The sequence below is a fragment of the Pseudomonas sp. A014 genome, assembly GCF_052378495.1.
Taxonomy (GTDB): Bacteria; Pseudomonadota; Gammaproteobacteria; order Pseudomonadales; family Pseudomonadaceae; genus Aquipseudomonas; species Aquipseudomonas machongensis.
On the sequence record NZ_CP199001.1, the window covers coordinates 3,258,425 to 3,283,020 of the forward strand.

Annotated in this window: 22 protein-coding genes; 17 read left to right on the forward strand and 5 right to left on the reverse strand. The window is 64.8% G+C overall.

Translation table 11 applies throughout. The features are described from left to right. The first annotated feature begins 28 nt into the window (after positions 1 to 28). The 3 genes from ACTYOL_RS14765 to ACTYOL_RS14775 all read left to right on the forward strand — a co-directional run bounded on the left by ACTYOL_RS14765 (position 29) and on the right by ACTYOL_RS14775 (position 1,998). Positions 29 to 484 carry an REP-associated tyrosine transposase gene (locus ACTYOL_RS14765; RefSeq protein WP_444756497.1) on the forward strand — a complete coding sequence of 152 codons (456 nt, stop codon included), beginning with the start codon at positions 29 to 31 and terminating at the stop codon, positions 482 to 484. Between the two features lie 152 nt (positions 485 to 636). Continuing rightward, on the forward strand, positions 637 to 1,788 hold the full coding sequence (locus tag ACTYOL_RS14770) for a DUF1624 domain-containing protein (protein ID WP_444756498.1): 1,152 nt from the start codon (positions 637 to 639) through the stop codon (positions 1,786 to 1,788). Positions 1,789 to 1,842: 54 nt separating this feature from the next. Beyond that, complete coding sequence (locus tag ACTYOL_RS14775) at positions 1,843 to 1,998, forward strand: hypothetical protein (protein ID WP_153773843.1); 156 nt, start codon at positions 1,843 to 1,845, stop codon at positions 1,996 to 1,998. A gap of 18 nt (positions 1,999 to 2,016) precedes the next feature. Here the strand turns inward: ACTYOL_RS14775 and ACTYOL_RS14780 are convergent, their stop codons facing one another. After that, positions 2,017 to 2,355, reverse strand: coding sequence for a hypothetical protein (locus ACTYOL_RS14780; protein ID WP_153773844.1), 339 nt, complete (start codon positions 2,353 to 2,355; stop codon positions 2,017 to 2,019). A gap of 178 nt (positions 2,356 to 2,533) precedes the next feature. Between ACTYOL_RS14780 and ACTYOL_RS14785 the strand changes: the two genes are divergently transcribed. The 8 genes from ACTYOL_RS14785 (at position 2,534) to ACTYOL_RS14820 (ending at position 11,162) form a co-directional block, all read left to right on the forward strand. Continuing rightward, positions 2,534 to 3,013, forward strand: coding sequence for a hypothetical protein (locus ACTYOL_RS14785; protein WP_054895586.1), 480 nt, complete (start codon positions 2,534 to 2,536; stop codon positions 3,011 to 3,013). 91 nt (positions 3,014 to 3,104) lie between these two features. Continuing rightward, the gene (locus ACTYOL_RS14790; protein ID WP_444758152.1) at positions 3,105 to 4,679 is read left to right on the forward strand and encodes a diguanylate cyclase; all 1,575 of its coding nucleotides are present in this window, start codon (positions 3,105 to 3,107) and stop codon (positions 4,677 to 4,679) included. Positions 4,680 to 4,743: 64 nt separating this feature from the next. Next, positions 4,744 to 5,766 (forward strand): UV DNA damage repair endonuclease UvsE, encoded by a 1,023-nt coding sequence (gene uvsE, locus ACTYOL_RS14795; protein WP_197891025.1) that lies wholly within the window; start codon positions 4,744 to 4,746, stop codon positions 5,764 to 5,766. 83 nt (positions 5,767 to 5,849) lie between these two features. Continuing rightward, positions 5,850 to 6,197 carry a hypothetical protein gene (locus ACTYOL_RS14800; RefSeq protein ID WP_054895589.1) on the forward strand — a complete coding sequence of 116 codons (348 nt, stop codon included), beginning with the start codon at positions 5,850 to 5,852 and terminating at the stop codon, positions 6,195 to 6,197. 525 nt (positions 6,198 to 6,722) lie between these two features. Beyond that, the gene (fae, locus tag ACTYOL_RS14805) at positions 6,723 to 7,235 is read left to right on the forward strand and encodes a formaldehyde-activating enzyme (RefSeq protein WP_054895590.1); all 513 of its coding nucleotides are present in this window, start codon (positions 6,723 to 6,725) and stop codon (positions 7,233 to 7,235) included. Positions 7,236 to 7,244: 9 nt separating this feature from the next. Beyond that, entirely contained in the window at positions 7,245 to 8,279 is a 1,035-nt protein-coding gene (locus ACTYOL_RS14810) for an aldo/keto reductase (protein ID WP_065862683.1), read from the forward strand. Then, the gene (locus ACTYOL_RS14815) at positions 8,276 to 9,715 is read left to right on the forward strand and encodes an NAD-dependent succinate-semialdehyde dehydrogenase (RefSeq protein ID WP_153773848.1); all 1,440 of its coding nucleotides are present in this window, start codon (positions 8,276 to 8,278) and stop codon (positions 9,713 to 9,715) included. Before ACTYOL_RS14810 ends, ACTYOL_RS14815 begins: the two co-directional genes overlap by 4 nt. 97 nt (positions 9,716 to 9,812) lie before the next feature. Beyond that, the gene (locus tag ACTYOL_RS14820) at positions 9,813 to 11,162 is read left to right on the forward strand and encodes an MFS transporter (RefSeq protein ID WP_153773849.1); all 1,350 of its coding nucleotides are present in this window, start codon (positions 9,813 to 9,815) and stop codon (positions 11,160 to 11,162) included. A gap of 52 nt (positions 11,163 to 11,214) precedes the next feature. Here ACTYOL_RS14820 and ACTYOL_RS14825 read toward each other — a convergent pair whose 3' ends face one another. Further along, positions 11,215 to 12,090 carry a LysR substrate-binding domain-containing protein gene (locus ACTYOL_RS14825; protein WP_125929716.1) on the reverse strand — a complete coding sequence of 292 codons (876 nt, stop codon included), beginning with the start codon at positions 12,088 to 12,090 and terminating at the stop codon, positions 11,215 to 11,217. 307 nt (positions 12,091 to 12,397) lie between these two features. Here ACTYOL_RS14825 and ACTYOL_RS14830 point away from each other — a divergent pair, with 307 nt between their 5' ends. From ACTYOL_RS14830 to ACTYOL_RS14855, 6 genes are all read left to right on the forward strand, one after another. Next, a complete protein-coding gene (locus tag ACTYOL_RS14830; RefSeq protein WP_054895594.1) occupies positions 12,398 to 13,567 on the forward strand; it encodes a porin in 1,170 nt (389 codons plus the stop codon). Positions 13,568 to 13,614: 47 nt separating this feature from the next. Beyond that, the gene (locus ACTYOL_RS14835) at positions 13,615 to 14,553 is read left to right on the forward strand and encodes a LysR substrate-binding domain-containing protein (RefSeq protein ID WP_065862679.1); all 939 of its coding nucleotides are present in this window, start codon (positions 13,615 to 13,617) and stop codon (positions 14,551 to 14,553) included. Between the two features lie 521 nt (positions 14,554 to 15,074). Continuing rightward, entirely contained in the window at positions 15,075 to 16,499 is a 1,425-nt protein-coding gene (gene aldA, locus ACTYOL_RS14840; RefSeq protein WP_197891021.1) for an aldehyde dehydrogenase, read from the forward strand. 82 nt (positions 16,500 to 16,581) lie between these two features. Beyond that, positions 16,582 to 17,874 (forward strand): MFS transporter, encoded by a 1,293-nt coding sequence (locus tag ACTYOL_RS14845; RefSeq protein WP_197891020.1) that lies wholly within the window; start codon positions 16,582 to 16,584, stop codon positions 17,872 to 17,874. Then, positions 17,871 to 19,088 carry a mandelate racemase/muconate lactonizing enzyme family protein gene (locus ACTYOL_RS14850; RefSeq protein WP_444756499.1) on the forward strand — a complete coding sequence of 406 codons (1,218 nt, stop codon included), beginning with the start codon at positions 17,871 to 17,873 and terminating at the stop codon, positions 19,086 to 19,088. Before ACTYOL_RS14845 ends, ACTYOL_RS14850 begins: the two co-directional genes overlap by 4 nt. Before the next feature lie 54 nt (positions 19,089 to 19,142). After that, positions 19,143 to 20,798: a GMC family oxidoreductase gene (locus tag ACTYOL_RS14855; protein ID WP_444756500.1), complete on the forward strand. Its 1,656-nt coding sequence runs from the start codon at positions 19,143 to 19,145 to the stop codon at positions 20,796 to 20,798. Positions 20,799 to 20,898: 100 nt separating this feature from the next. On the opposite strand, the gene ACTYOL_RS14860 is transcribed toward ACTYOL_RS14855, so the two are convergent. From ACTYOL_RS14860 to ACTYOL_RS14870, 3 genes are read right to left on the reverse strand one after another with little or no spacing between them, the layout of a single operon-like run. After that, positions 20,899 to 21,921 carry a histone deacetylase family protein gene (locus tag ACTYOL_RS14860; protein WP_200602718.1) on the reverse strand — a complete coding sequence of 341 codons (1,023 nt, stop codon included), beginning with the start codon at positions 21,919 to 21,921 and terminating at the stop codon, positions 20,899 to 20,901. Continuing rightward, on the reverse strand, positions 21,921 to 23,162 hold the full coding sequence (locus ACTYOL_RS14865; RefSeq protein WP_200602726.1) for a Zn-dependent hydrolase: 1,242 nt from the start codon (positions 23,160 to 23,162) through the stop codon (positions 21,921 to 21,923). Before ACTYOL_RS14865 ends, ACTYOL_RS14860 begins: the two co-directional genes overlap by 1 nt. A gap of 27 nt (positions 23,163 to 23,189) precedes the next feature. Then, positions 23,190 to 24,494, reverse strand: coding sequence for an MFS transporter (locus tag ACTYOL_RS14870; RefSeq protein ID WP_054895603.1), 1,305 nt, complete (start codon positions 24,492 to 24,494; stop codon positions 23,190 to 23,192). Between the last annotated feature and the right edge of the window lie 102 nt (positions 24,495 to 24,596).

A 24,596-nucleotide genomic window follows, 5' to 3' on the forward strand; every position in this document is an offset into this window, starting at 1 on the left:
TCAAAGGAAGAATGTTCAAGGAGAAAGCATGGATCGCCCTCATTCCAGCCTGTTGCGCCGTGGCCGCTTTTCCGAGCCCGGCAGAATCTATCTGCTCACCACCGTCACGCGCTCCCGCCAGCCTTTTTTCCAGTTTCTGCGTCCGGCACGTGCAGTCGTCCAGCAACTGCGTCACGCCGAAGAGGAACAGTCATGTCGCTCCCTGGCCTGGGTTGTGATGCCGGATCATCTCCACTGGCTGATCGAGTTGCGCACTGGGACGCTAGGAGCGTTGATGCGCAGGTTCAAGTCCAGGACCAGTCATGCGCTTTACCAGACAGGTGGGGGTACAGGGCGGATCTGGCAGCCTGGGTACCAGGACAGAGCTATCCGCAGGGAGGAGGATGTTCAAGCCGTGGCGCGGTACATCGTTTCCAACCCGCTGCGTGCGGGGCTGGTTGGGAGTGTGCGGGAGTATTCGCACTGGGATGCTGTTTGGTTGTAAGTGCCGGCCCTATCGCGGGACCAGCCCGCTCCCACAGGATCAGTAAAGAACCTGTGGGAGCGGGCTCGTCCCGCGATAGGGCCCTCAACATCACCACAACAGCAAAGATATAAGATAACATTCCAAATCTTACTCAACGCCGCCCCAGACCCATGCCATCCACCCCACCCTCCTCCCGCCTGCACAGCATCGACGCCCTGCGCGGCCTGGTCATCCTGATCATGCTGTTGGACCACGTGCGCGAAACCTTCTTCCTGCATCGCCAGGTCAGCGACCCGATGACCATCGACGCCACCGAGCCCGCACTGTTCGCCAGCCGCACCCTCGCTCATCTGTGTGCCCCGGTGTTCGTCATGCTGACCGGCTTGAGCGCCTGGCTCTACGGCGAAAAGCACCAGGGCCTGGGCGATGTCTCGGCGTTCCTGTTCAAGCGCGGGCTGTTCCTGGTGGTGCTGGAGTTCACCCTGGTCAACTTCGCCTGGACCTTCCAGCTGCCGCCCAGCGTGATCTACCTGCAAGTGATCTGGGCGATCGGCCTGAGCATGATCGTCCTGTCGCTGCTGGTGTGGCTGCCGCGGCCGTTGCTGTTGGCCCTGGGTGTAATCATCATCGCCGGCCACAACCTGCTCGACGGCCTGCACTTTGCTCCCGGTACGCTGCTGCACGCACCCTGGGCGATCCTGCATGATCGCGGCTGGCTCGAGGTATCGCAGAACCTGCGCCTGCGGACCTCCTATCCACTGCTGCCCTGGATCGGCGTGATCGCAGTGGGCTATGCATTGGGGCCATGGTTCGCGCGTGGCAGCGATACCGCCAAGCGCCAGCGTCAGTTGTTGTTCGCCGGTAGCGCTGCGCTGGTGGGTTTCGTCGCGCTGCGTCTGCTCAACGGCTATGGCGAGGCCCAGTGGCAGCTCTACCCCGATCTGACGCAGACCCTGATGAGCCTGTTCAACATCACCAAGTACCCGCCGTCGCTGCTGTTCCTGCTGCTGACCCTGGGTGTCGGCCTGTTGCTGCTGCGTGCCTTCGAGCGCGCCGGCCAGGCACGCTGGATCGGCGTGCTGACCGTGTTCGGCAGTGCACCGATGTTCTTCTACCTGCTGCACCTTTACGCGCTGAAAGCCCTCTACCTGGCAAGCGTCGGCCTGTTCGGGCACAACCAGGGCGAGTACTTCGGTTTCGATAGCGTGGGCGCACTGTGGCTGGTTGCAGCGTTGCTGGCCGCCGCCCTGTACTGGCCAGTGCGGCAGTTCGCCGGATTCAAGGCCCGCCGCCGAGACATTCGCTGGCTCAAGTATCTGTGAGCGAAAGCGCCCGAATCGTTTACCATCGCCGCTCCCAACGACGGAAACCCCGAGATGAACAGGATGATTCAGTTCGTGGTGGTGGTCGTGCTCTGCACGGCCATCGGCACGCTCTGCGAACACTTTGGCGTGAACCAGTACCTCAAATGGCTGCTGATGGCCTTGCCCGCGATCGTCTGGGTGCGCTTGCGTAATCCGATGAAGGACTGATCCCGGGCGACCCAGGGTTCAGTAGTTCGAACGGTCGTAGCCCGATCCGTCGGTTGCGCGGATGAACGCGTCGTAGTAACTGACCAGGTTGCTGCCCTTTTCATAAAGGACGGTGGCAAAGTCGCTCGGTGCAACATTGCCCTGTTCCCAGAACCGGTTCATGTCACCGGAAAGCAGGTAGGGCAGGTAGTCTTCGTTGACGGTATCGCTGTGAAGATGCGAGCGGCCGAAGTACAGCGCCGAGATCAGGGCAATCTGATCCTCGGCTTCCAGGTTCGATAGAAACGCCTGGGCGTCTTCGGACGAAGCGAAGGGCAGCGCCGGCACGATGCCACTAATCAAGTGATCGATATGCATGGAGGTCTCCTTGGTCGGTACGGCCCGTATTAACCGAGCGCAACAGGCCCCACGTCAAAAACGCGGTGTTGAGCCTCTACCTGGCAGCGCAGGACACTTGCCCACGACCTTTCCCACACTGCCGTGCCTGCGGGCCTTGCAGTAAACTCACTTCCCTCGAACCTCCAGAGCCACCCCCATGCCTCGCCTGCCGAAACTGCTGCTGCCCTTGCTGTTGCTCGCCACCCTCGCCGCCTGCGACCAGAAACCCACCCGCGAAGAGCGGATCCTGGCCAACCTGCCGCTGCAGGAAGCCTACGACCACAACATCGAGCGCATGGCCCAACTGCTGGCGATGACCCACCCGCAGGTGCCGCAGGACAAGATCAAGGACGTGCTGCGCAAGCACCTGACCGTCGACGACCAACGCAAGGACCTGTTCAAGCTCTACAGCGAGAAGAACTTCAGCGATGCCGAGTTCGACACCATCGTTGCCGCCACCCAGGACCCGCAGAAAGCCCGGCAGCTGGGCGAGAGCGAGGAAGGCAAGCGCCTGAGCGAGAAACTGACCGGTTTGATGCGCGCCACAGCGCAGGACAAACACGTACAGGCATTGGCTGAAGAGCGCATGCAGCAGGTGGAAGACGAACTCTCGGAGCTGAGCGCACCCGGCAAATGAAACCCGCTGGCGGCCCGTTCGTTTCGCCCCGTAGCTGACTGCACGCATTCCGAGTAATGTTGCGCAAATCGACTTCCCAGTGAGTTCCGGATTGCCACACGCCAAGAAAGGCCTGCGCCTGGACCTGCGCACGCTCATCCTCCTGTTGTCGACACTCACCGCCGTGGTGATGCTGCTGACCAGCTACTTCGCCAGCTACCGGGTGCAGCGACAACTGCTGATCGATCACTCCCTGGAATCGAACCTGGTATATGCAGCCAAGCTGGCCTCGATCACCCAACTGTTCCTGGAGGGCGCGCTCAAGCAGCTCGCGTTCAGTGCCGACACCAGCGGAGGGACGCTTGACGACACGGCCCGACTGCAACGCGAAAGTGAACGCCTGCTGGCCCAGAGCAATGCCTTCAACTCCACCTTCTTCGTCGACAGCGAAGGTGTCCTGCGAGCGATCTCGCCCGCGCCCCTGCGCACCATGCTCGGACAACACCTGGAAACGCCGGGGTCACTGGAAGCGCTGCGTGAGCGCCGGGCGCTGATCTCGACGCCGTTCATTTCCAAGGCCAACAACCTGGTGGTCGTCGCCTCGCAGCCGATCTTCGCCAAGGACGGGCGCTACCTGGGTTATGTCGGCGGCAGCCTCTATCTGCGCCAGCACAACATCTTCAACAGCCTGCTGGGCGAACATTTCTATCAGGATGGCTCCTACCTCTACGTGGTCGATCACAACCGCCGCCTGCTCTATCATCCCGACGCCGAACGGGTGGGCACGGTGGTAAATGACAACCCGCTGATCAATCAATTGCACCAAAAGCGCAGCGGCACCCAACAGTTCACCAACAGCCTCGGCAAGGAAATGATCGCAGGCTTCGCCACGGTGCCGATCAGCGGCTGGGGCATCGTCGCCCAGCAGCCGCTGGCACAGACCGTGCAACCGTCGCAGCGGCTGATCCTCAACGTGGTCGGCATTTCCGTACCGCTTGCCCTGCTCGGCGGCCTTGCCCTGTGGTGGCTCGCGCTGACCATCACCCGACCACTCTGGCAACTGGCTGCCGGCGCCCGCAGCCTGGACAAGGCCGACACTCACGAACGCATCCATGCCGTGCGTGCCTGGTATTTCGAGGCCGCCGAGCTCAAGCGTGCCCTGCTGTTCGGGTTGAACCTGTTGCAGGAGCGCATCGGGCGCCTGAACCGGGATGTACAGACCGACCCGCTCACCGGCCTTGGCAACCGTCGTCACCTGGACCTGAGCTTGTCGCTGCTGCAGGCCGATAACCGCAGCTTCTGCGTCATCGTCCTGGATATCGATCACTTCAAGCGAATCAACGACCAGCATGGCCACGACATCGGCGATCAGGTACTGCGCTCGCTGGCCGAGCTGATGCGCACCTGTTGCCGCGAAGGCGATGTGCTGTGCCGCATCGGCGGCGAGGAGTTCCTCATGCTGCTGCCCGGTGCCAGCCTGGACGTGGCAATGAATGTCGCCGAACGCCTGCGCCGGATCGTCGCCGAAACACCGATCGCCCCAGTGGGTACGGTGACCATCTCGCTGGGGGTCGCGCATTGTGCAAGCGACGAACAAGACCCGGCGCTGGCCCTGAACCAGGCCGACCGCGCCCTCTACGTCGCCAAGCGCAGCGGCCGCAACCGCGTGGAAGCGAGCCAGGCCTGATCGCGCGGATCGCTTGCCGCCATGCCGCTGTCCAAGCTGACCGTACCCCTTCAGGAAATGTCCCATGCCGCGCCTCGGTTTCGCTTGCCAGTACCGCCATCCTCACCGCGACCAATCGATCAAGACGCTGGAGGCCATCGAACGCGCCTTCAATCCGCGCACCACCACGCTGCGGTGGCTGTCTGGCGCGACCCAGGAAGCGGCACGTGCCAAGTTGCTGGAGCTGGTGGAGCACAACCTCGATGCCCAACTGCGCCTGCTCGACTATGTGGCCGAGCTGCCGCCGATGTTGCACATGATGCGCCTGTCCAGCGACCTGCTGCCGCTGTACAGCCACCCCGAGGTGGCCGCCTTCTACCGCGACCCACCCGTCCAGGCGATGCTGGAGCAACGCTTCGCGCGCATCGGCGATTTCGCCCGAGCGCACGACATCCGACTGTCGTTCCATCCTGGCCAGTACTGCGTGCTCGGCTCGGACCGCCCCGAAGTGGTCGAGAACAGCCTGGCCGAGTTCGAGTACCACGCCGACATGATCCGCATGATGGGCTACGGCCGGCGCTTCCAGGACTTCAAGTGCAATATCCATATCGCCGGTCGCCTGGGTGCAGCGGGCGTGCGCGCCGTCTGGCCGCGACTGTCGCAGGAGGCGCGTAATGTCATCACGTTCGAGAACGACGAAAAGACCTATGGCGTGGACGATTGCCTGGCCCTGTCCGACCTTGCGCCTGTGGTGCTCGACATCCATCACTGCTGGATCCATGAAAATGACTACATCGACCCGCACGACCCACGGGTGACGTGGATCATCGACAGCTGGCGCGGCGTGCGGCCGACCATGCACTACTCGCAACCACCCGAGCGCCTGCAGGAACTGGGCTTTTGCGCCGGGGAAAAACTGACGATCAACATGCTGCTCAAGCAGGTCAGCAAGCGCGACCTCTACCAGCACAGCGAACGTATGTGGAACGACTGGACCAATCGCTATGCCCTGCAGTTCATCGAGCGCTTCGACATCATGTTCGAGGCCAAGAACAAGAACCTGGCCACGCTGGATTTCTTCGAGCGCTATATTCAAGCACCCCAGTGACTGCGACCTCCGGTCGATCCATCCGCACATCGACACTGCGCCAAAGCCTTAACAAGGGTAAACCTTTGGACAGGAGATCGACCATGATCGGCAAACGCATACACGCAAGTCTCTTCGCACTGTGTCTGGCCACGGCCGCCCCATTGGCCCTGGCAGCCACCGACATGAACGACCAGCGCGCACCGGGTCAACAGCCCCACGGCAGCGGCACCATGCAGGACAACGGCAGTGGCACTGGCACCGGCAGTGGCTCCGGCACGCCGGGTGACGGCATGGGCTCCGGCAGCGGTGGAACCGATCGCAACGATACCAATGGCACTGGCGGCGACGGCACTCGCAGCGGCTCGACCAGTGGCGGTACCGGCGGCGGCATCGGCGGAGGGGGTTCCGGTGGATCTGGAGGTTCCGGATCGGGCGGCAGCGGCAGCTAGCGCTTTCGCCGCCTGCGGCTCGAAAACCGCAAACCAGCGCAATCCATGTGGAGCTCATGTGGGAGCTTCATGTGGTAGCAACTGTCTTGTTTGAAATCTGAAGACCAGCCCAATCCCTGTGGGGTCGGCGGTTCGGCGCTCCGACTTGTCCCGCGATCACCGGCAGAGCCGGTGCCATGCACCGCGGTGTGCTTTTCGCGGGCAAGTCGCGGCACCGGATCACCGCTACCAGGGCCTGCGCTGGTCTCCAAGGCAATGGGTCTACAAGGCCCGCTGCACAGCTATGACCTGCCCTCATACCCTCTTGATTTCTTCTCCCTACTGCCTCCCCACGCCGGCCTGATACAAATCCTCACGACTGGCGACCGCCAGCACTGCTCGCCCAACAACAACAAAGAGCGTCGCACCATGCCTGCATTGCAGCTATCCCTTCGCCCTTGTTGCGTGCCGAGCACCTGATTTCGCGCCTCGCGCGGCAGGCGCCGCCGAGGCTTCGTTCATCCTGTGAGTGATCGAGGTTTTGTCATGAAGCAACTTGCCCTGTACATCGGCGAAGGTTTCGAAGGTCCCGGCGTCAACGCCGCGCACATCAACATCATGATGGGGCCACGCAACGGCCCGGCCGGCCAGGCCTTCGCCAACAGCCTGGCGTCCCCGAGCCAGGGCCACTGCCCGTTCATGGTCATCGCCCAGCCGAACATCCCGGTCAAACCCATGACCCTGTACGTCAACAAGGCGGTGATCGCCGGCGACCTGCACGCCAACGCCACGTGGGGGGCGTCCCAGGCCGGTATCGCCAAGGCGGTCACCGAAGCCTTGCTCGATGGCACCCTGCCGGCCGAAGCCGAGGATGAATGGGCCATCGTCACCGCCAACTGGGTCAACCCGGCCTGCGATGACCTCGATGCCGTCTACCTGAACAACTACAACGCCTGCCGCACCGCGATCCGCGCCGCCCTCCAGGGCCTGCCGGCGCGTGCGCAGCTGGCCGATGTGGTCAATCAGATCGCCAACCCCTTCTACACCCCGAAAGCCTGAGGTCCGATCATGCAATACATTCGTCTGGGCAACTCTGGCCTGCAGGTTTCCAAACTGTGCCTCGGCACCATGAACATGGGCACCCCGCAGTGGAAGCCGTGGATCTTCGACGAGGCGGCCAGCGAGCCGATCGTGCGCCACGCGCTGGACAAAGGGGTCAACTTCATCGACCTGGCCGACTTCTATTCCGCCGGCGTCGGCGAGGAAGTGGTCGGGCGTATCCTCAAGCGCTTGGTACGGCGTGACGACGTGGTAGTGACGACGAAGGTCGGCTACGGCACACGCAGCGGCATCAACGCCAGCGGCCATTCGCGCAAGCATATCCTCGACGGCATCGACGCCTCGCTGCAGCGCGCCGGCATGGATTACTTCGACGTCTACATGCTGCATTTCTTCGACGTGAACACACCCGTCGAAGAAACCATGGAAGCGCTCAACGATATCGTCCGCGCCGGCAAGGCCCGTTACATCGGGGTCTCGACCATGCTCACCGGGCAACTGGCGAAAATCCTCCTGGCCTGCGAGCGCCATGGTTGGGCCAAGCCGATCAACATGCAGTTGCAGCTCAACTGCGCCTACCGCGAAGAAGAACGCGAAATGATCCCGTTCTGCCGCGACCAGGGCCTGGGCGTCTCGGTGTTCAGCCCGCTGGCCCGCGGCCTGCTCACTGGCGACGTCCAGTCGACCCGCAACCAGACCGACTTTTTCACCCAGCAGATGTACAGCGACGAAGCCTCGTTCGCCATCGCCCGTTCGGTACAGCGCGTGGCCCAGCGTCACGGCGTGTCCAACGCCCAGGTGGCCCAGGCCTGGGTCCTGCAACACCCGGGCGTGGACAGCATGCTGGTCGGCGCCGATTCCACCGCGCAATTCGACAGCGCCCTCGCGGCCCTGGACATGCGCCTGGACGAAGAAGACTTGTATGAACTGGAGCGCAACTACACGCCCTGCGACCTGATCAACGACTACACCGCCGGCAAGCGCATCCTGCGCGTCGGTCGTCCGCCACGTGGCGACTTCGCGATCCAGGAGGCGGTGGCATGAGTACGTTGCTCAAGGCGGGTCACTACATCGACGGGCAATGGCTCAGTGGCGCTGCCACCTATCCAGTGCTCAACCCGGCCACCGGTGAAACCCTCGCCCAGGTGCCGCGCGGCGGCGCCGAGGAAACACAGGCGGCCATCGCTGCCGCCGAACGCGCCCTGCCCGCCTGGCGTGGCAAGCTGGCCAAGGAGCGTGCGCAGATCCTGCGCCGTTGGTCTGAGCTGATGCTCGAGCAGCGCGACGCCCTCGCCACCCTGCTAAGCCGCGAGCAAGGCAAGCCGCTGGCCGAAGCCAAGGGCGAAGTGGCCTATGCAGCAAGCTTTCTCGAATGGTTCGCCGAGGAAGGTCGACGCGTGTACGGCGACGTCATTCCTACCCCCAAGGCCGACGCGCGGGTGCTGGTGACCAAGGAGCCAATCGGCGTGGTGGCGGCGATCACGCCATGGAACTTCCCGCTGGCGATGGTCACCCGCAAGGTCGGCCCGGCCCTGGCGGCCGGCTGCACGCTGATCCTCAAGCCCTCCGAAGAGACGCCACTGTCGGCCTTCGCCCTGGCGCTGCTGGCCGAACAGGCCGGCGTACCGGCAGGTGTGTTCAACATCGTTTCCGGCGACGCCCCGGCCATCGGTGGCGCCCTGCAGGCCTCCACCGTGGTGCGCAAGCTGTCGTTCACCGGCTCCACCCGCACTGGCAAGCTGCTGATGCGCCAGGCCGCCGACACCTTGAAAAAGGTCTCGCTGGAACTGGGCGGCAATGCCCCGTTCATCGTCTTCGACGATGCCGACCTCGACGCCGCCGTGCGCGGAGCGATGGCCTCGAAGTTCCGCAATACCGGGCAGACCTGCGTATGCGTCAACCGCTTCTATATCCAGGACGGTGTGTACGAAGCCTTCACCCGCAAGCTCGCCGAAGCCGTGCAGGCCTTGCGCGTCGGTGAGGCGCTGCAGGGCGAGACCGAGCAAGGGCCGCTGATCAACGCTGCGGCCCTGGCCAAGGTCGAGCAGCACGTGGGCGATGCCCTGGAGCACGGCGCACGCCTGCTCTGTGGTGGCCGTCGGCATGCGCTGGGCGGCACCTTCTACGAGCCGACGGTGCTGGCCGAAGCCACTACAGAGATGCTGATCGCCAACGAGGAGACCTTCGGCCCGGTGGCTGCCTGCTTCCGTTTCCAGGATGAAGCCCAGGTCCTGCGCCTGGCCAACGACACGCCCTATGGACTGTCGGCGTACTTCTACAGCCGCGACATCGGCCGTGTCTGGCGCATGGCCGAGGGCCTGGAGGCCGGGATCGTCGGCGTCAACGAAGGGATCATCTCCACCGAGGTGGCGCCGTTTGGTGGCATCAAGGAGTCGGGCATGGGCCGCGAAGGCTCCAGGTACGGCCTGGAGGATTACCTGGAGATCAAGTACGTGCTGATGGGTGGGCTGAACAGCTGATCCAGCCCTGTAGACGCGGCCTTGTGCCGCGTCTACACGTATCGCGCGCGACTCAGAGCAACGCCCCTGACCCAAACAATAACAACGAGGTGTCAACATGACGGGACAGACAATCAAGATCGACGACCTGCCGATCGGACGTTTTCATATCAAGATCGCCGGTCTGACCTTCGGCGCGCATTTTACCGACGGCTATATCCTCGGCCTGATCGGCATCGCCTTTACCCTGATCAATCCGCAGATGCAGTTGAGCCCGTTCTGGCAAGGACTGATCGGCGCCTCGGCGCTGCTCGGGCTGTTTCTGGGCAGCCTGTTCTTCGGCTGGATCTCCGACCGATTGGGGCGGCAGAAAATTTTCCTGATCAGTTTCGTGCTGATCACCCTCGCCTCGGTGATGCAGTTCTTCGTCGAGACGGCGACGCAACTGTTCCTCTGCAGGGTATTGATCGGCATCGGGCTTGGCGGCGACTTCAGCGTCGGCCACGCCATGCTCGCCGAGTTCTCGCCACGCAAGCACCGTGGCGTGCTGCTGGGCTCGTTCAGCGTGATCTGGACCTTCGGCTATGTCGCCGCGACCTTCGTCGGCACCGCCCTGCTGCCGCTGGGCGACGACGCCTGGCGCTGGATGCTGGCGTCCTCGGCCATTCCGGCAGCCATGATCCTCATCGCCCGCATCGGCACGCCGGAATCGCCACGCTGGCTGATGCACCAGGGCCGCGCCGAGGAAGCCCGGGCCATCGTGCGCAAGCACCTGGGTGCCAACGTGGTGCTCGACGACGAAATCGCCCGCCCCAGCCACAGCGGTTTCGCCGCGCTGTTCAGCCGTGAGTACCGCAAGCGCACAGCGTTCAACTGCCTGTTCTTCATCTGCATCGTCATGCCTTACTTCGCCATCTACACCTTCCTGCCGGCGATCCTGCAGAAGATGGGGCTGGCCGAAGGCTTCGGCACCGAGATGATGCTCAATGCCCTGCTGATCGTCGGCGCGCTGCTGGGGATCTGGTGCACCATCAAGTTCAGCCGCCGAGGCTTTTTGATCAACAGCTTCCTGATCCTGGCGGCGGCGCTGTTCCTGCTGGTGCTGATGCCGAGCAGCATGGCCTGGGCGATGGTGGCGCTGTTCGGGCTGTTCACCCTGGTGCTGTCGGCGGTGAGCAACCTGGTCGGGGTGTACCCGGCCGAGAGCTTCCCCACCGAAGTGCGCGCCAGCGGCATCGGCCTGGCCACTGCAGCAAGCCGGTTGGGATCGGCGATCAGTACCTTCCTGTTGCCGGTGAGCGTGGCTGGGCTCGGCCTTAACCCGACCATGGCGATCCTCGCCGGGATCCTGCTGTTCGGGGCGCTGGTGTCGATGGCCTGGGCACCGGAGACCAAGAGCCTGTCGTTGGCCGAGGCCTGTCGTGGCGAGGAGAACCCGGCGCCTGCGGGCAAGGTGGCGGCGGTCTGATCGGACAGTGTTGGCTTCTTCGCGGCAAGCCCGCGAAGAAGACGCCGCAATCTCAAGGATTGCTCACCACTGCCAGCCAATCGGCAAAGCGCTCCACCTTGGACAACCCGCGCTTGTCGCCCGGCACCTCCAGCCAATAGCCATAAGGCCCGATCACCTCCACCGGGGTGATCGGCACAAGGCTGCCGCTGGCCAGTTCGCGCTCGATCATCTGCCGGTCGATCACCGCCAGGCCGCCGCCGGCCAGCGCGGTATGGATCACCTGGTCCAGGGTGCTGAACTCGATACCGCTGTCGGCATCGACATCGCTGCGCCCGGTGGCCGCCAACCAGTTCTCCCACACCCGCAGGCGGCGCCCTTCATGGAGAATGTGCAACAGCGGGTGATCGCGCAGGCACGGCTCGCGGCCGTCCTGGAACAGCTCGGGGCTGGCCACGGCGATGTGCCGTTCCATCACCAGCAAACGGCGATTGCCCGTGCCCTCGCCTTCGCGGCTGAACAGGATGCGGCAATCGAGTTCGCCGGGGTGCTCGTCGTCACGCTGGCTGGTGACGCTGAGGCTGATGTCCGGATAGCGCTGCATGAAACCGCGCAGGCGTGGCGACAGCCAGCGGGTGGCCCAGGTCGGTGGCGCGAGGATGCGCAGACGCTGGCGCAGATTGGGCACGCGCACCGCCTCCAGCGCCCGCTCGATGCGATCGAAGGCCTCGCCCAGGTGCGGGGCCAGGGCGTTGCCGGCGTCGGTCAGGGTCAAACCGCGCGGCCCCCGAACGAACAGCACAACGCCCAGGTAATCCTCCAGCTGCTTGATCTGTCGGCTGATGGCGCCCTGGGTGACGTTCAACGCATCGGCGGCGCGATTGAAGCTGCGGTGGCGGGCAACTTCCTCGAAGACCTTGAGCATGTTCAAAGGCGGCAGGGTGCGCATGGTGGGGCTCTGCTGATCGTTGTTTTTGTAGGGCGATTCTACAGGCGTGCGACTGCCTGCAAACATGCGTTTTTCTCGGGTTACCGCTGCGTAATGCTCGTTTGTGCCGGGGCACGGGCGTTGGATAGGGTCGCCCCAATCGCGGGACAAGTCGCAGCGGCGAACCGCCGCCCCCACAGATACAGCGGTGCGCTCATGTACGGCGCGGTACATGTGGGAGGGGCGGTTCGCCGCTGCGACTTGTCCCGCGATCGGGCTGCACAGCGGCCCCAATAACGACAAGAAACCACCAAAGGTGCCTCCACCCATGCCCGCACTTCCGTTGCGTCACACCCTGCTTCCCGCCCTGCTGACCCTCAGCGCCGCCGCCCACGCCGTGCCGATCACCGAGAACCTCGACGTCGGCGGTGCGATCCGCGCACGCTTCGACCACGACCCCGACCGCAAGATCGACAAGGCCGGCCTGGACACCATCATGCTGCGCGCCAACTACGATTCGGACAGCTGGATCGGCGCCGTGCGCTACCGCTTCTATGGCAAGGCCTACCCCTACCAGTACACCGACAAGGTCGGCGACATCCAGTTCGCCGAGTACGCCTGGGTCGGCTACAAGTTCGACGAGAACCGCCAGGTCCAAGTCGGCCTGAACAAGATCCCCTTCGGCCTGCAGCCGTACTTCGGCAGCACCTTCTACGAGACCCTCGGCAACGTGATTGGCCTGGAGGACGTCGAGGCGGTGGGCGCCAAGTACATCCACCAGCAAGGCGACTGGAACCTGCAACTGGGTCTCTACGGACGCCCCGCCTGGCCTGGCCGCGGCACCAGCAACGGCACCACCTACTCCAGCGTGGTGACCTCGGCCGACGACTATGTCGCCAACGGCAGCCGCAACCAGGAGCGCCAGATCGCCGTGGCGCGCCTGGCGCGCTCGTTCAAGCTCGGCGACTGGCAATCGGAGGCCGGCATCTCGGGCCTGACCTCGCGCCTGGAAAACCGCGACACCCACGACGACGGCCGGCGCAATGTGATCGGCGTGCACTACCTGGGCAAGAACGGCCCCTGGGGCGTGCAGATGCTTGCCGCGCGCCAGCAGATGTCGCCACGCAACCCGGACAACAGCGAGCGAGTGACCTTCGGTGGCTACGACGGCACCTACAACGTTGCCAGTCGCGGTAACCTGTACGTCGGCGACCTCAGCTACAGCGTGCCCGGCACCTTTCTCGGCGACTGGGTCAGCGGGGTCACGCTGTATGGCAACTACAGCCGCTTCGACAAGTCCGCCAGCGGCTTCGACAGCTCCGAACGCTTCATCCTCGGCACCTCGTTCTCGGTGCGCAGCTTCTACATCGCGGTGGAGTGGCTCAACGGACGCAACGACCCGTACATCGGCGGCAGCAGCTACACCGAAAGCCTCGCCCAGGGCGGCACCGACCATTGGGAGAACCAGCTGTACATGAACATCGGCTATTACTTCTGAAACCCCGGGCCGCTGTGCGGCCCCACTCCCACCAGGAGACCCGGCGAGTGAAACGCAAGATCCCGGCACTCAACGCCCTCAAAGCCTTCGAGGTGGCCGGCAGCACCGGCAGCTTCACCCGCGCCGCCGAACTGCTCAATGTCACTCAGAGCGCGGTCAGCCGCCAGGTGCGGCAGCTTGAAGAGCAGCTTGGCGAATCGCTGTTGCAGCGCCGCCACCATCACCTGCAGCTCACCGACGCCGGGCGTACGCTGCTCAATGCCCTGCAGCAATCGTTCGACCGCATCGAGCTGACCGTACGCGGCATCCAGCAGCGCCAGCACCCCACGCGCATCCGCCTCAACGCCCCGCCAACCTTTGCCAGCCGCTGGCTGCTGCCGCGCCTTGGGCGCCTGCGCGAAGCGTGTCCGGGCCTGGAGGTGACGCTGACGACCCAGCTGCAGGACAACCTCGCGGAAATCGCCACGCTCGACTGCGCGATCCGTTTCGGCAATGGCGAATGGGACGGCCTGGACAGTTCGCTGCTGATGCACGAACGGCACATCGCGGTGTGCTCGCCCTCGCTGCTGGCACAGCAGGAGGAGCGCCGGGTCGACCTGCATCACATGACCTTGCTGCATGTCCTGGCCCGCGAGGACCAACGCTTCCTGACCTGGCGCCACTGGCTGGACGCCGCCAGGATCCAGGGCGTGGACCTGCGTGGCGGCTATGAATTCGACCTGCTCGACATGGCCATCCGCGCCGCCATCGACGGGCTCGGCATCACCATCGCCGACCGGCAGATGGTCGCCAGGGAGCTGGCTGCCGGGCAACTGGTGCAGGTGCTGGACGTGCAGGTCGACGGCCACCAGTCGTACTGGTTCGTGACCCGACCGGACCAGCAACTGCCCGCGCATGTGGAGCAGTTTCGCGAGTGGCTGATGCAGGAGGTGTGGCTGGCCGAGCGCAACCTGGGCGGCGCCTCCGAGGTGGCAGGCTGCGAATAGGCGGCGCCGTCATCGCGGGGCAAGTCGCGGCGCCGAACCGCCTACAACAGCCCCGCAACTTCTGAATACTGCTTCAGTTACCTGTTGAGCAATTGTCTTGCTCAAAAATCCAAGGCCTGCCCAATCCCTGTGGGAGCGGGTTTACCCGCGAAAAGAACACCGCGGAGCATGGCACCGGCTACGCCGGTGATCGCGGGACAAGCCCGCTCCCACTGGGATTGGGCTGGCCTTGGATTTTTGAGCAAGACAGGTGCCCACAGGTACCGCGCCGATTTCAGAGTCGGTGGGGTACCTGTAGGAGTGGCGGTTCGGCGCCCCGCTTGCCCGCGAAGCAGTCCCCACCACCGCTCAAGTAACATGCGTTTTAAGCACATTACCCCCACGCATTAATCGTTTGTTCCCCGCCCCTGCCTGCGACAAATTGTTCGCCATAACCCACAAGAAAAACCGCTGCGCCAGCGCCGCCCCGTGCCCGCTCGCCAGCCCTTGTGGGCCCGTTCACCCCGCAAGCGGACAATTTCATGCGTACAGAGCACAACTTCATCGACGGTCGCTTCGTCGTCGCCCCCGAGCAACCCGCCCTGAGCGTGTTCGACCCGGCCACCGACGTGCAGGTCGGCAGCGTCAGCGCCGCCAGCCCTGCCCAGGCGATCCAGGCCGTCGAAGCCGCCAGCCGCGCCCAGCGCAGCTGGGCTGCCCTGCCCTCGATCGAGCGTGCCCAGCACCTGCGCCGCCTGGCCGACGCCCTCGAAGCCTGCGCCGACGACATCGGTGCAGCGCTGGCCTGCGAATCCGGCAAGGCCCCCGGCGAAGCCCGCAACGAGGCGCTGTACGCCGCCGAGATCACCCGTTACCACGCCGAATGGGCACGCCGCATCGAAGGCGAAGTGATCCCCAGCGACACCCGCGACGAAACCCTCCTGCTCAAGCGCGAAGCCATCGGCGTGGTCGCCTGCCTGATCCCGTTCAACTACCCGGTCTACACCTTGCTGCGCAAGGTTGCCCCGGCGCTGATCGCCGGCAACACCGTCGTTGTGCGCCCAAGCAACAACACCCCGCTGTCGGCCTTCGCCATCGCCCGCGCCGTGCAACAGGCACAACTGCCCGACGGGGTAATCAACATCCTGGCCATGCAGCACGATGTCGCCGCCACCCTCTGCACCCAGCCGGCGGTCGGCATGATCACCCTCACCGGCAGCGTGCGCGCCGGGCGCACGGTGCTCGAATACTGCAAGGCCAACATCGCCAAGCCCTCGCTGGAGCTGGGCGGCAAGACCCCGGCCATCATCGAGGCCGATGCCGACCTGGAAGCGGCAGCCGCCGCCATCGTCGCCTCCAAGACCACCCACTGCGGCCAGCTGTGCACCGCCATCGAACGCGTCTATGTGCAGGCCAGCGTGCACCAGCGCTTCCTCGACCTGCTGCGCGACAAGTTCGCCGCCGTGCGCATCGGCAACCGCGCCGAGGATGCCGCCTGCATGGGCCCGCTGATCAGCGCAGGCTCGCGCGATGAGATCCACGCCAAGGTGCAGCGCGCCGTGGCGGCCGGCGCCCGTATCGAAGCTGGCGGCTACCTGCCCGAGGGCCCAGGCAACTTCTACCCCGCGACCCTGCTCAGCGCTTGCCGCCAGGACATGGAAATCGTCCAGGAAGAGACCTTCGGCCCGGTGCTGCCGGTACTGGCCTACGACACCCTCGACGACGCCCTGGCCATGGCCAACGACCACCAGTTCGGGCTGTCGTCGGTGCTCTACAGCGAGAACTACCGCAGCGCCATGAAGCTGGCCAACGCCATCGAGGCTGGCGAGCTGTACGTCAACCGCACGCCTGCCGACCCGTACCAGGGCTACCACGCCGGCTGGAAACGCTCGGGGTTGGGCGGCGATGACGGCAAGCACGGCATGCTCGAATTCACCCAGACCCGCCTAGTGGTCCTCAAGTACTGACCCCTGCAGGGCACGCGGCCTGCGTGCCCTGCTCCACCGCCCTGCGACAACCCCGACGACAGATCCGCCCACGAGAACAACAATGAAAAAAACAATAAACCCCGAGGCGCTCAGCGTGCCCAGCACTTCTGCCAACTTCTCACGCTACCTGCAACTGGCCCTGCTGGTGCTGGCCGCTGGCGCCATCTACCCGATGCTGTACCTGCGCCAGGTGTACCAGAGCACCATGCTCGAGGCGCTGTCGATCAGCAACAGCGAGCTGGGCTATCTGTACTCGATCCTCGGCACCGCCTTCCTGGTCAGCTACCTGCCCAGCGGCTGGCTCGCCGACCGCATTTCACCGCGCTTCCTGATCAGCTTTTCGCTGGTCGGCACCGGCCTGCTCGGCGTCTGGTACGCCCAGTTGCCAGGCTTCGAAGCGCTGCTGGCGATCTTCTGCGGCTTTGGCATCACCACCGGCCTGACCTTCTGGGCCTCGCTGATCAAGCGGGTCAAGATGATCGCGGGTGAAAGCGAACAAGGCCGCTTCTTCGGTGTGCTCGATGGCGGCCGTGGCCTGGTCGAGGCGCTGCTGGCGACCATCGCCATCGCCCTGTTCGCCCAGGTTGCCGACAATGCCGGTGGCAGCGCCGTGGGCCTGACCCGGGTCATCCACTTCTACGCCGCCTGCTGCGTGATCCTGGGCCTGGCGCTGATGCTGGTGCGCGACCCGCAGGTCAAGAGCAGCGCCCAGCAGGCCCGCGAAAAGGCCAACCTGCTGCACGACCTGCGCACCCTGATGGCGATCCCGGAACTGTGGCTGGTCACTGCCATCGTGTTCTGCGGCTACCACTTCTTCTGGGCCACCTACAGCTTCTCGGCCTACCTGCAGGAGGGTGGCTTCGGACTCAGCGCCACCGCCGCCGGCCTGATCACCACCATCAAGCTGTGGATGCGCCCGCTGGGCGGCATCGGCGGCGGCTGGTTGGGTGACCGCTTCTCCAAGACCGGTGTGCTGGCCTGGGCCATGGTCCTCGCCGCCGTCGGCATGATCGGCCTGATCGTGCTGCCGAGCCTGCGGGTGCTGGGCGTGCTGGTGTTCCTGGTGATCTTCATCGGCCTGATGACCTACGCCATCCGCGGCCTGTACTGGGCCATCCTCGACGACTGCCAGGTGCCGCTGCGGGTCACGGGCCTGGCGATCGGCATCATCTCTCTGGTCGGCTACTCGCCTGACGTGTTCCTGCCCCTGCTCAACGGCTGGATCATCGATCACTTCCCAGGCTTCCTCGGCTACCAGATCTACTTCTCCTACGTCGTGGTGATGGGCCTGCTCGGCGTTGTCGCCACCCTCATCCTGAACAAACGCATCAAGTCCAAGGCGGGCAAAGCATGAAGATCGTATCCCTGCAAACCCACGTGGTGGCCGTGCCACCGCCGCATGTCGGCGGTATGTACTGGCTGTTCGTCACCCTCAAGACCGACTGCGGCATCGAGGGCGTCGGCGAGATCTACGCCGCGACCTTCCATCCGCGCGCCATGGTGCCGGTCATCGAGGATGTGTTCGAGCGCTACCTGCTCGACCAGGACCCGCACCATATCGAGCGCTTCTTCCGCCGCGCCTACTCCAGCGGTTTCACCCAGCGCCCGGACCTGACCATGATGGGCGTGGTCAGCGGCCTGGAAATGGCCTGCTGGGACATCATCGGCAAGGCCGCGAACAAGCCGGTCTACGAGCTGCTCGGCGGCCAGGTGCACGAGCGCCTGCGCTCCTACACCTACCTCTACCCAGTCAACGCCCAGGGCGAGTACGACTACAGCGACCCGGACCTGGCCGCCGAGTGCGCCGTGCAGAACATGCAACTGGGCTTCACCGCCCTCAAATTCGACCCGGCCGGCCCCTACACCGCGTTCTCCGGCCATCAGCTGTCGCTGGAGGTGCTGGAGCGCTGCGAAACCTTCTGCAAGCGCATCCGTGAAGCGGTGGGCAACCGTTGCGACCTGCTGTTCGGCACCCACGGGCAGATGGTGCCATCGTCGGCGATCCGCCTGGCCAAGCGCCTGGAAAAATACGATCCGCTGTGGTTCGAAGAGCCGATCCCACCGGGCCAGGAAGAAGCCATGGCCCAGGTCGCGGCCAAGACCAGCATTCCGATTGCCACCGGCGAGCGGCTGACCACCAAGTACGAGTTCTTCAAGCTGCTGCAGGCGGGCGGTGCGTCGATCCTGCAAATGAACGTCGGACGCTGCGGCGGCCTGCTCGAAGGCAAGAAGATCGCCAGCATGGCCGAGGCCTACTACGCGCAGATCGCCCCGCATCTCTACAACGGCCCGATCGGCGCGGCGGCGAGCTTCCAGCTGGCAGCCTGCACGCCGAATTTCCTGATTCAGGAAAGCATCGGCACCTGGGATGGCTTCCACGCCGAAATCCTCAAGAAGCCCCTGCAATGGGAAGACGGCTACATCATCCCGTCCCGCGAGCCGGGCCTCGGGGTCGAGCTGGACATGGACGTGGTACGGCGTCACTCGGGCTACCAAGGCGAGCGCCTGCACCTGCAGATGGCGCCGCATCCGGTCAACGTCAAGGACGTCTCGCCGGCCAAAGGTTGAGCGTCAAGCCGCCCCGGCCTCGGGGCGGCCCTCTATTCACAGGGTTAGCGATACATGAACGATTTTGACTACATCATCGCCGGCGCAGGCTCGGCTGGCTGCATCCTCGCCGCGCGCCTGAGCGAGTCCGGGCGCCACAGCGTGCTGCTGCTCGAAGCCGGCGGCAAGGACAGCTCGCCATGGTTCAAGCTGCCGGTGGGCTTCGCCAAGCTCTACTACAACCCCACCTTCAACTGGATGTACTACACCCAGCCCCAGGCCCATCTGGCCGGGCGCAACCTGTATGCGCCGCGCGGCAAGGTGCAAGGGGGTTCCGGTTCGATCAACGCGATGATCTACGTACGCGGCCAGGCTCATGATTTCGATGACTGGGCCGCCAATGGCGCCGAGGGCTGGTCGTTCAAGGACGTGCTGCCGTATTTTCGCAAGCTCGAATCGCACCCGGCTGGGGCCAGCGAATACCACGGTGCCAGCGGGCCGATCGGCATCACCCCGATGAAGGGCCAGGCCCATCCGATCTGCGATGTGTTTCTCGAAGGCTGCGAGCAACTGGGCTACTCGCGCAGCGAAGACTTCAACGGCAAGCACTTCGAAGGCGCCGGCATCTACGACGTCAACGTGCGTGACGGCCAACGCAGCTCCAGCAGCTTCGCCTACCTGCACCCGGCGCTGGGGCGCCCGAACCTGCACATCGAGCATCACGCCTTGGTCGAACAGGTGCTGCTCGAGGGCAAGCGCGCGGTCGGCGTCCGCATTTCGCAGAACGGCGTAGCGCGCGAGTTTCGTGCCCGCCGCGAGGTAATCCTGGCGGCAGGTGCGGTAGACACGCCCAAGATCCTGCAACTGTCCGGCATCGGTGACCGCGCCCTGCTCGACCGGCACGGCATCGACACCCGCCACCACCTGCCGGCCGTGGGCAAGAACCTGCAGGACCACCTGTGCGTGAGCTACTACTACAAGGCCAATATCCCGACCCTGAACGATGTGTTCGGCTCGCTGTTGGGCAAGCTCAAGCTCGGCCTGCAATACCTGCTGACCCGCAAGGGGCCGCTGGCGCTGAGCGTCAACCAGTCCGGCGGGTTCTTCCGCAGCGATGCCCAACAGGCGCACCCGAACCTGCAGCTGTACTTCAACCCGCTGTCGTACCAGATTCCCAAGAACAACAAGGCCAGTTTGCAGCCGGAGCCTTACTCGGGCTTCCTGCTGTGCTTCAACCCCTGCCGACCGACCAGCCGCGGCGAAGTCCGCATCGCCTCGCGCGATCCGCGTGAGCCTGCGCTGATCGATCCGAACTACCTGAGCACGCAGAAAGACATCGACGAGGCCATCCAGGGCAGCCGTCTGATGCGCTCGATCATGCAGGCCCCGGCGCTGCGCGCGATCACGGTCGAGGAAGTGCTGCCGGGCCCGGCGGTGGACGACGACGAGAGCATGCTGCAGTACTTTCGCGAGAACTGCGGATCGATCTATCACCTGTGCGGCAGTTGCGCGATGGGCAACGACCCGTCGACCAGCGTGGTGGATGCGCGATTGGCGGTGCATGGGCTGGACGGGCTGCGCATCGTCGATGCCTCGGTATTCCCCAATGTGACCTCAGGCAATACCAACGCGGCAGTGATGATGGTGGCGGAGAAAGGTGCAGACCTGATTCTCGAATCGGCCGAGCAAATGGCCCCGACCATGGCCGAGAGTCAACGCCGCTCGGCCTGAGCCGCACCGGCCAATCGGGCGAGCTGCACAGCAGCTTGCCCGGTTTTGGCGAGCAAAAAAGCGACTTTACGGAGCAAAACAATCCATTTGAATGCCAATCTCAGCGCCAGTCACTCGTTTGAGCGAAGAACGCCTGGGCATTCGCTTCCAGGCTCTGCAGGTGATAGCCGCCCTCCTGCACGATCAGGCACGGCAGCCCCAGCTCGCGAATCCGCTCGCCGAGCGTGGCGAAGCCCTGGGTCGTGACCGCCACCTTGCTCTGCGGGTCGAGTTCGTAGATATCGAAGCCGAGCGACAGCACCAGCACCTCGGCATCGAAATCCTTCACCGCATCCAGGGCAATGCCCAGTTGCGCCATGAAATCCCCTTCGCTCGCGCCATGGGCCATCGGCAAGTTCAGGTTGTAACCCTCGCCCTCGCCCGTGCCGCGCTCGTCGGCAAAGCCGGCCACGCCTGGGTAGAAGTTGGTGGGATCACCGTGTACCGAGACATACAGCACGTCGTTGCGCGCGTAGAAGATCTCCTGGATGCCCTGGCCGTGGTGCATGTCGGTGTCCAGCACTGCGACCTTGTGGTAACGCTCGCGCAATACCTGGGCGGCGACGGCCGCATTGTTGAGGTAGCAGAAACCGCCTGCAGCCTCGAAGCGTGCGTGGTGCCCTGGCGGTCGGCACAGCGCGTAGGCCGCACGCTCACCGTCGAGAATCGCCCGTGCCCCGGCAACCGCACTCTGCGCCGACCAGTAGGCCGAGCGCCAGGTCTGCTCGCCCACCGGGCAACTGCCATCGGCCAGGTAGCGCGCGGCCTGGGCCAGGATGCCGCGCAAGGCGTTGGGTTCGCGCACGAAGATGTTCGACATCACTTCATCGCCCCAATCCTCGGGCACTTCTTTCCAGCGCGCGTGAGCCTCCTGAAGGAAGGCCAGGTAGGCCTCGCCATGCACCGCAGCGAGCGGCGCCAGGCCGGCATCCTGCGGTTGGCGGATGTCCATGTCCAGGTCGCGGGCCGCTTGCAGCAGGCGCTGAGCGCGCTCAGGGACTTCCTGGGGGGTGCGCATGGCACCACGGGAGTAGTAGCTGCGCGGATGGTGCAGCAGTTGTTCGGGGTGGAAATAGCAGCGCATCAGGCCTCTCCTGGTTCGACACGGCCGGCACGGGCCAGCACGGCGTTGAGCAATACATCGGCGCCGTTACGGGCGTCCTCGGGCAGCACGTCTTCGGCTTCGTTGTGGCTCAGGCCGCCCACGCAAGGGATGAAGATCATGGCTGTCGGGCAGTAGCGCGCCAGCAGAATCGCATCGTGCCCGGCGCCACTGACGATCCGCTGCTGGGTATGGCCGAGGGCATCGACCGCGCGCTGCACCGTCGCCACACACTCGGCGTCGAACGGGGTGGCCGGGCTGACCCAGTGCCGCGTGACGCTCACCTGCAGCCCGCGCTGGGCGGCGACAGCCTGCAGCAACTCACCCAGGCCACGTTCCATGGCCTCGATGGCTTCGTCGCGGTGATGGCGCAGGTCCACGGTAAAGCGCACCACGCCCGGGATCGTGTTGCGCGACGCTTTGGCGATGGACAGTTCGCCCACCGTGGTCAGCCCTTCGGGGGCGAAGTCGACCGCCAGTTGCTCCACCGCCTGGATCATTCGCGCAGCGCCATACAACGCATCCTTGCGCAGGGCCATCGGCGTGGTGCCCGCATGTGCCGCCATGCCCTGGACCGTCACGTCGAGCCAGCGAATCGCCTGACCGCCCGTCACCACGCCAATGCTCTTGGCGTTGTCTTCCAGGATCGGCCCCTGCTCGATGTGCGCCTCGAAATAGGCGTCCACCGGCCCGCCCAATGGCCGCTCACCGGCATAGCCAGTGGACGCCAGCGCCTCGGCAACGCTGATGCCATCGGCATCGTGGATCGCCAGGGCCTGCTGCAGGTCGAGCACGCCAGTGAACACCGCCGAGCCGAACATCGCCGGGGTGAAGCGTGCGCCCTCCTCGTTGGTCCACACAGCGATTTCCAGGGGTTTGCGGGTCTGGATGCCGACGTCGTTCAAGCGGCGCACCACCTCCAGGCCCGCCAGCACGCCGTACACACCATCGAAGCGTCCACCTTCAGGCTGGGTGTCCAGGTGGCTGCCCATCATCACGGGCGCGGCCTGCGGGTCGAGGCCGGGGCGCCGGGCGAACAGATTGCCGATGGCATCCACCGACAGGCTCAAGCCAGCCTCGCGGCACCAACCGACGAACAGCTCGCGGCCGGCCTTGTCGTCCTCGCTCAAGGCCAGGCGGCAACTGCCACCACGGGCGGTAGCGCCGACCTCGGCCATGGCCATCAGGCTCGCCCACAGGCGCTCGCCATTGCTTTTCAACATCATGGGTACTCCAGTCGAATCGGGATTTCAGGCCAGCTCGAGGCGCTGGCTGTGGGCATACTGGCGAGCCAGGGCCAGTACACAGACCAGCGAAATGCTGGCGATCAAGGTGTAGAACAGCGCCATCGGCCACCAGTGGCCGCTGAACTGATGGGCAAGCCAGGTGCCGATCAACGGCGTCAGGCCACCAGCGATGGCGCCGCACACCTGGTAGGCCAGGGAAATCGCGGTGTAGCGCACCCGTGTCGGGAACATGCCGCTGACGAAGCCGGCAATCACCGCGTAGAACGACGCCATGCAAGCCGCCGCCAGGGCGATACCGAGCACGATCAGCGGCCCCTGCCCCGAGCTGACCAGCACGAACATCGGGTAGGGCGAAGCCATCGCCAGCAGCGCCATCAGGGCAAGGAAGCGGGTGGCGCCGAGCTTCTCCGACAGCCAGGCCGCAACCGGCTGCACACAGAACTGGATGATCGCCACGAAGAACAGGCATTCGAGGATCAGCGCGCGCTCCAGGTGCAGCTGCTGGGTGGTGTAGCTGATCATGAAGGTGTTGGTGAAGTAGACGCCAGCGATGCCCAGCGTATTGGCACCGATGCACAGCAACAGCGGACGCCAGGCGGTACGCAGCACCTCCAGCACCGGCGCCTGCTCCTTGCGCTGGGCCTTGAGCGCCTGCTCGCGGCTGGCGATGAATTCCGGCGACTCGTTGACCCCCAGGCGAATCGCCAGGCCCACCAGCAGCAGCAACGCACTGGCCAGGAACGGCAGGCGCCAGCCCCAGCTCATCAGGTCTTCTTCCGGAAGGCGGGTGACGGCGCCAAAGGCCAGCAGCGAGAGGATCAAGCCGGCCGGGCTGCCCAGCTGGGCGAACGATGCGAAAAAGGTACGCCGGCCCTTGGGCGCATGCTCGCCCGCCATCAACACCGCCCCGCCCCACTCGCCACCCACGGCGATGCCCTGGACGATACGCAGCAGGATCAGCAGCACCGGTGCGGTGGCGCCGATCTGTGCGTAGGTCGGCAGCAGGCCGATACCGATGGTGACGACGCCCATCATCAGCAGGGTGATGACCAGGGATTTCTTGCGCCCGATGCGGTCACCCACATGGCCGAACACGATGCCGCCCAATGGCCGGGCGAAAAAGCCCACGGCGAACGTGCCGAAGGCCGCCATGGTGCTGAACAGGCTGTTGTCGGAAGGAAAGAACAAGGCACCGAACACCAGGGCGGCGGCAGTGGCGTAGATGTAGAAGTCGTACCATTCGATCATGGTGCCGATGAACGCGGCGGCCGCGGCCCGGCGTGGCTGGGGCGAAGCGGAAGGCTGCATGGGGGTGGCTCCTTTGCTTGTTGTTCTGGCAGGAGTTGAGGGTCACGGTGGCGCTCTTTGGCGCTTGGTCTTGCTGCAGGGGTGGCCGTTTCGCGGGCAAGC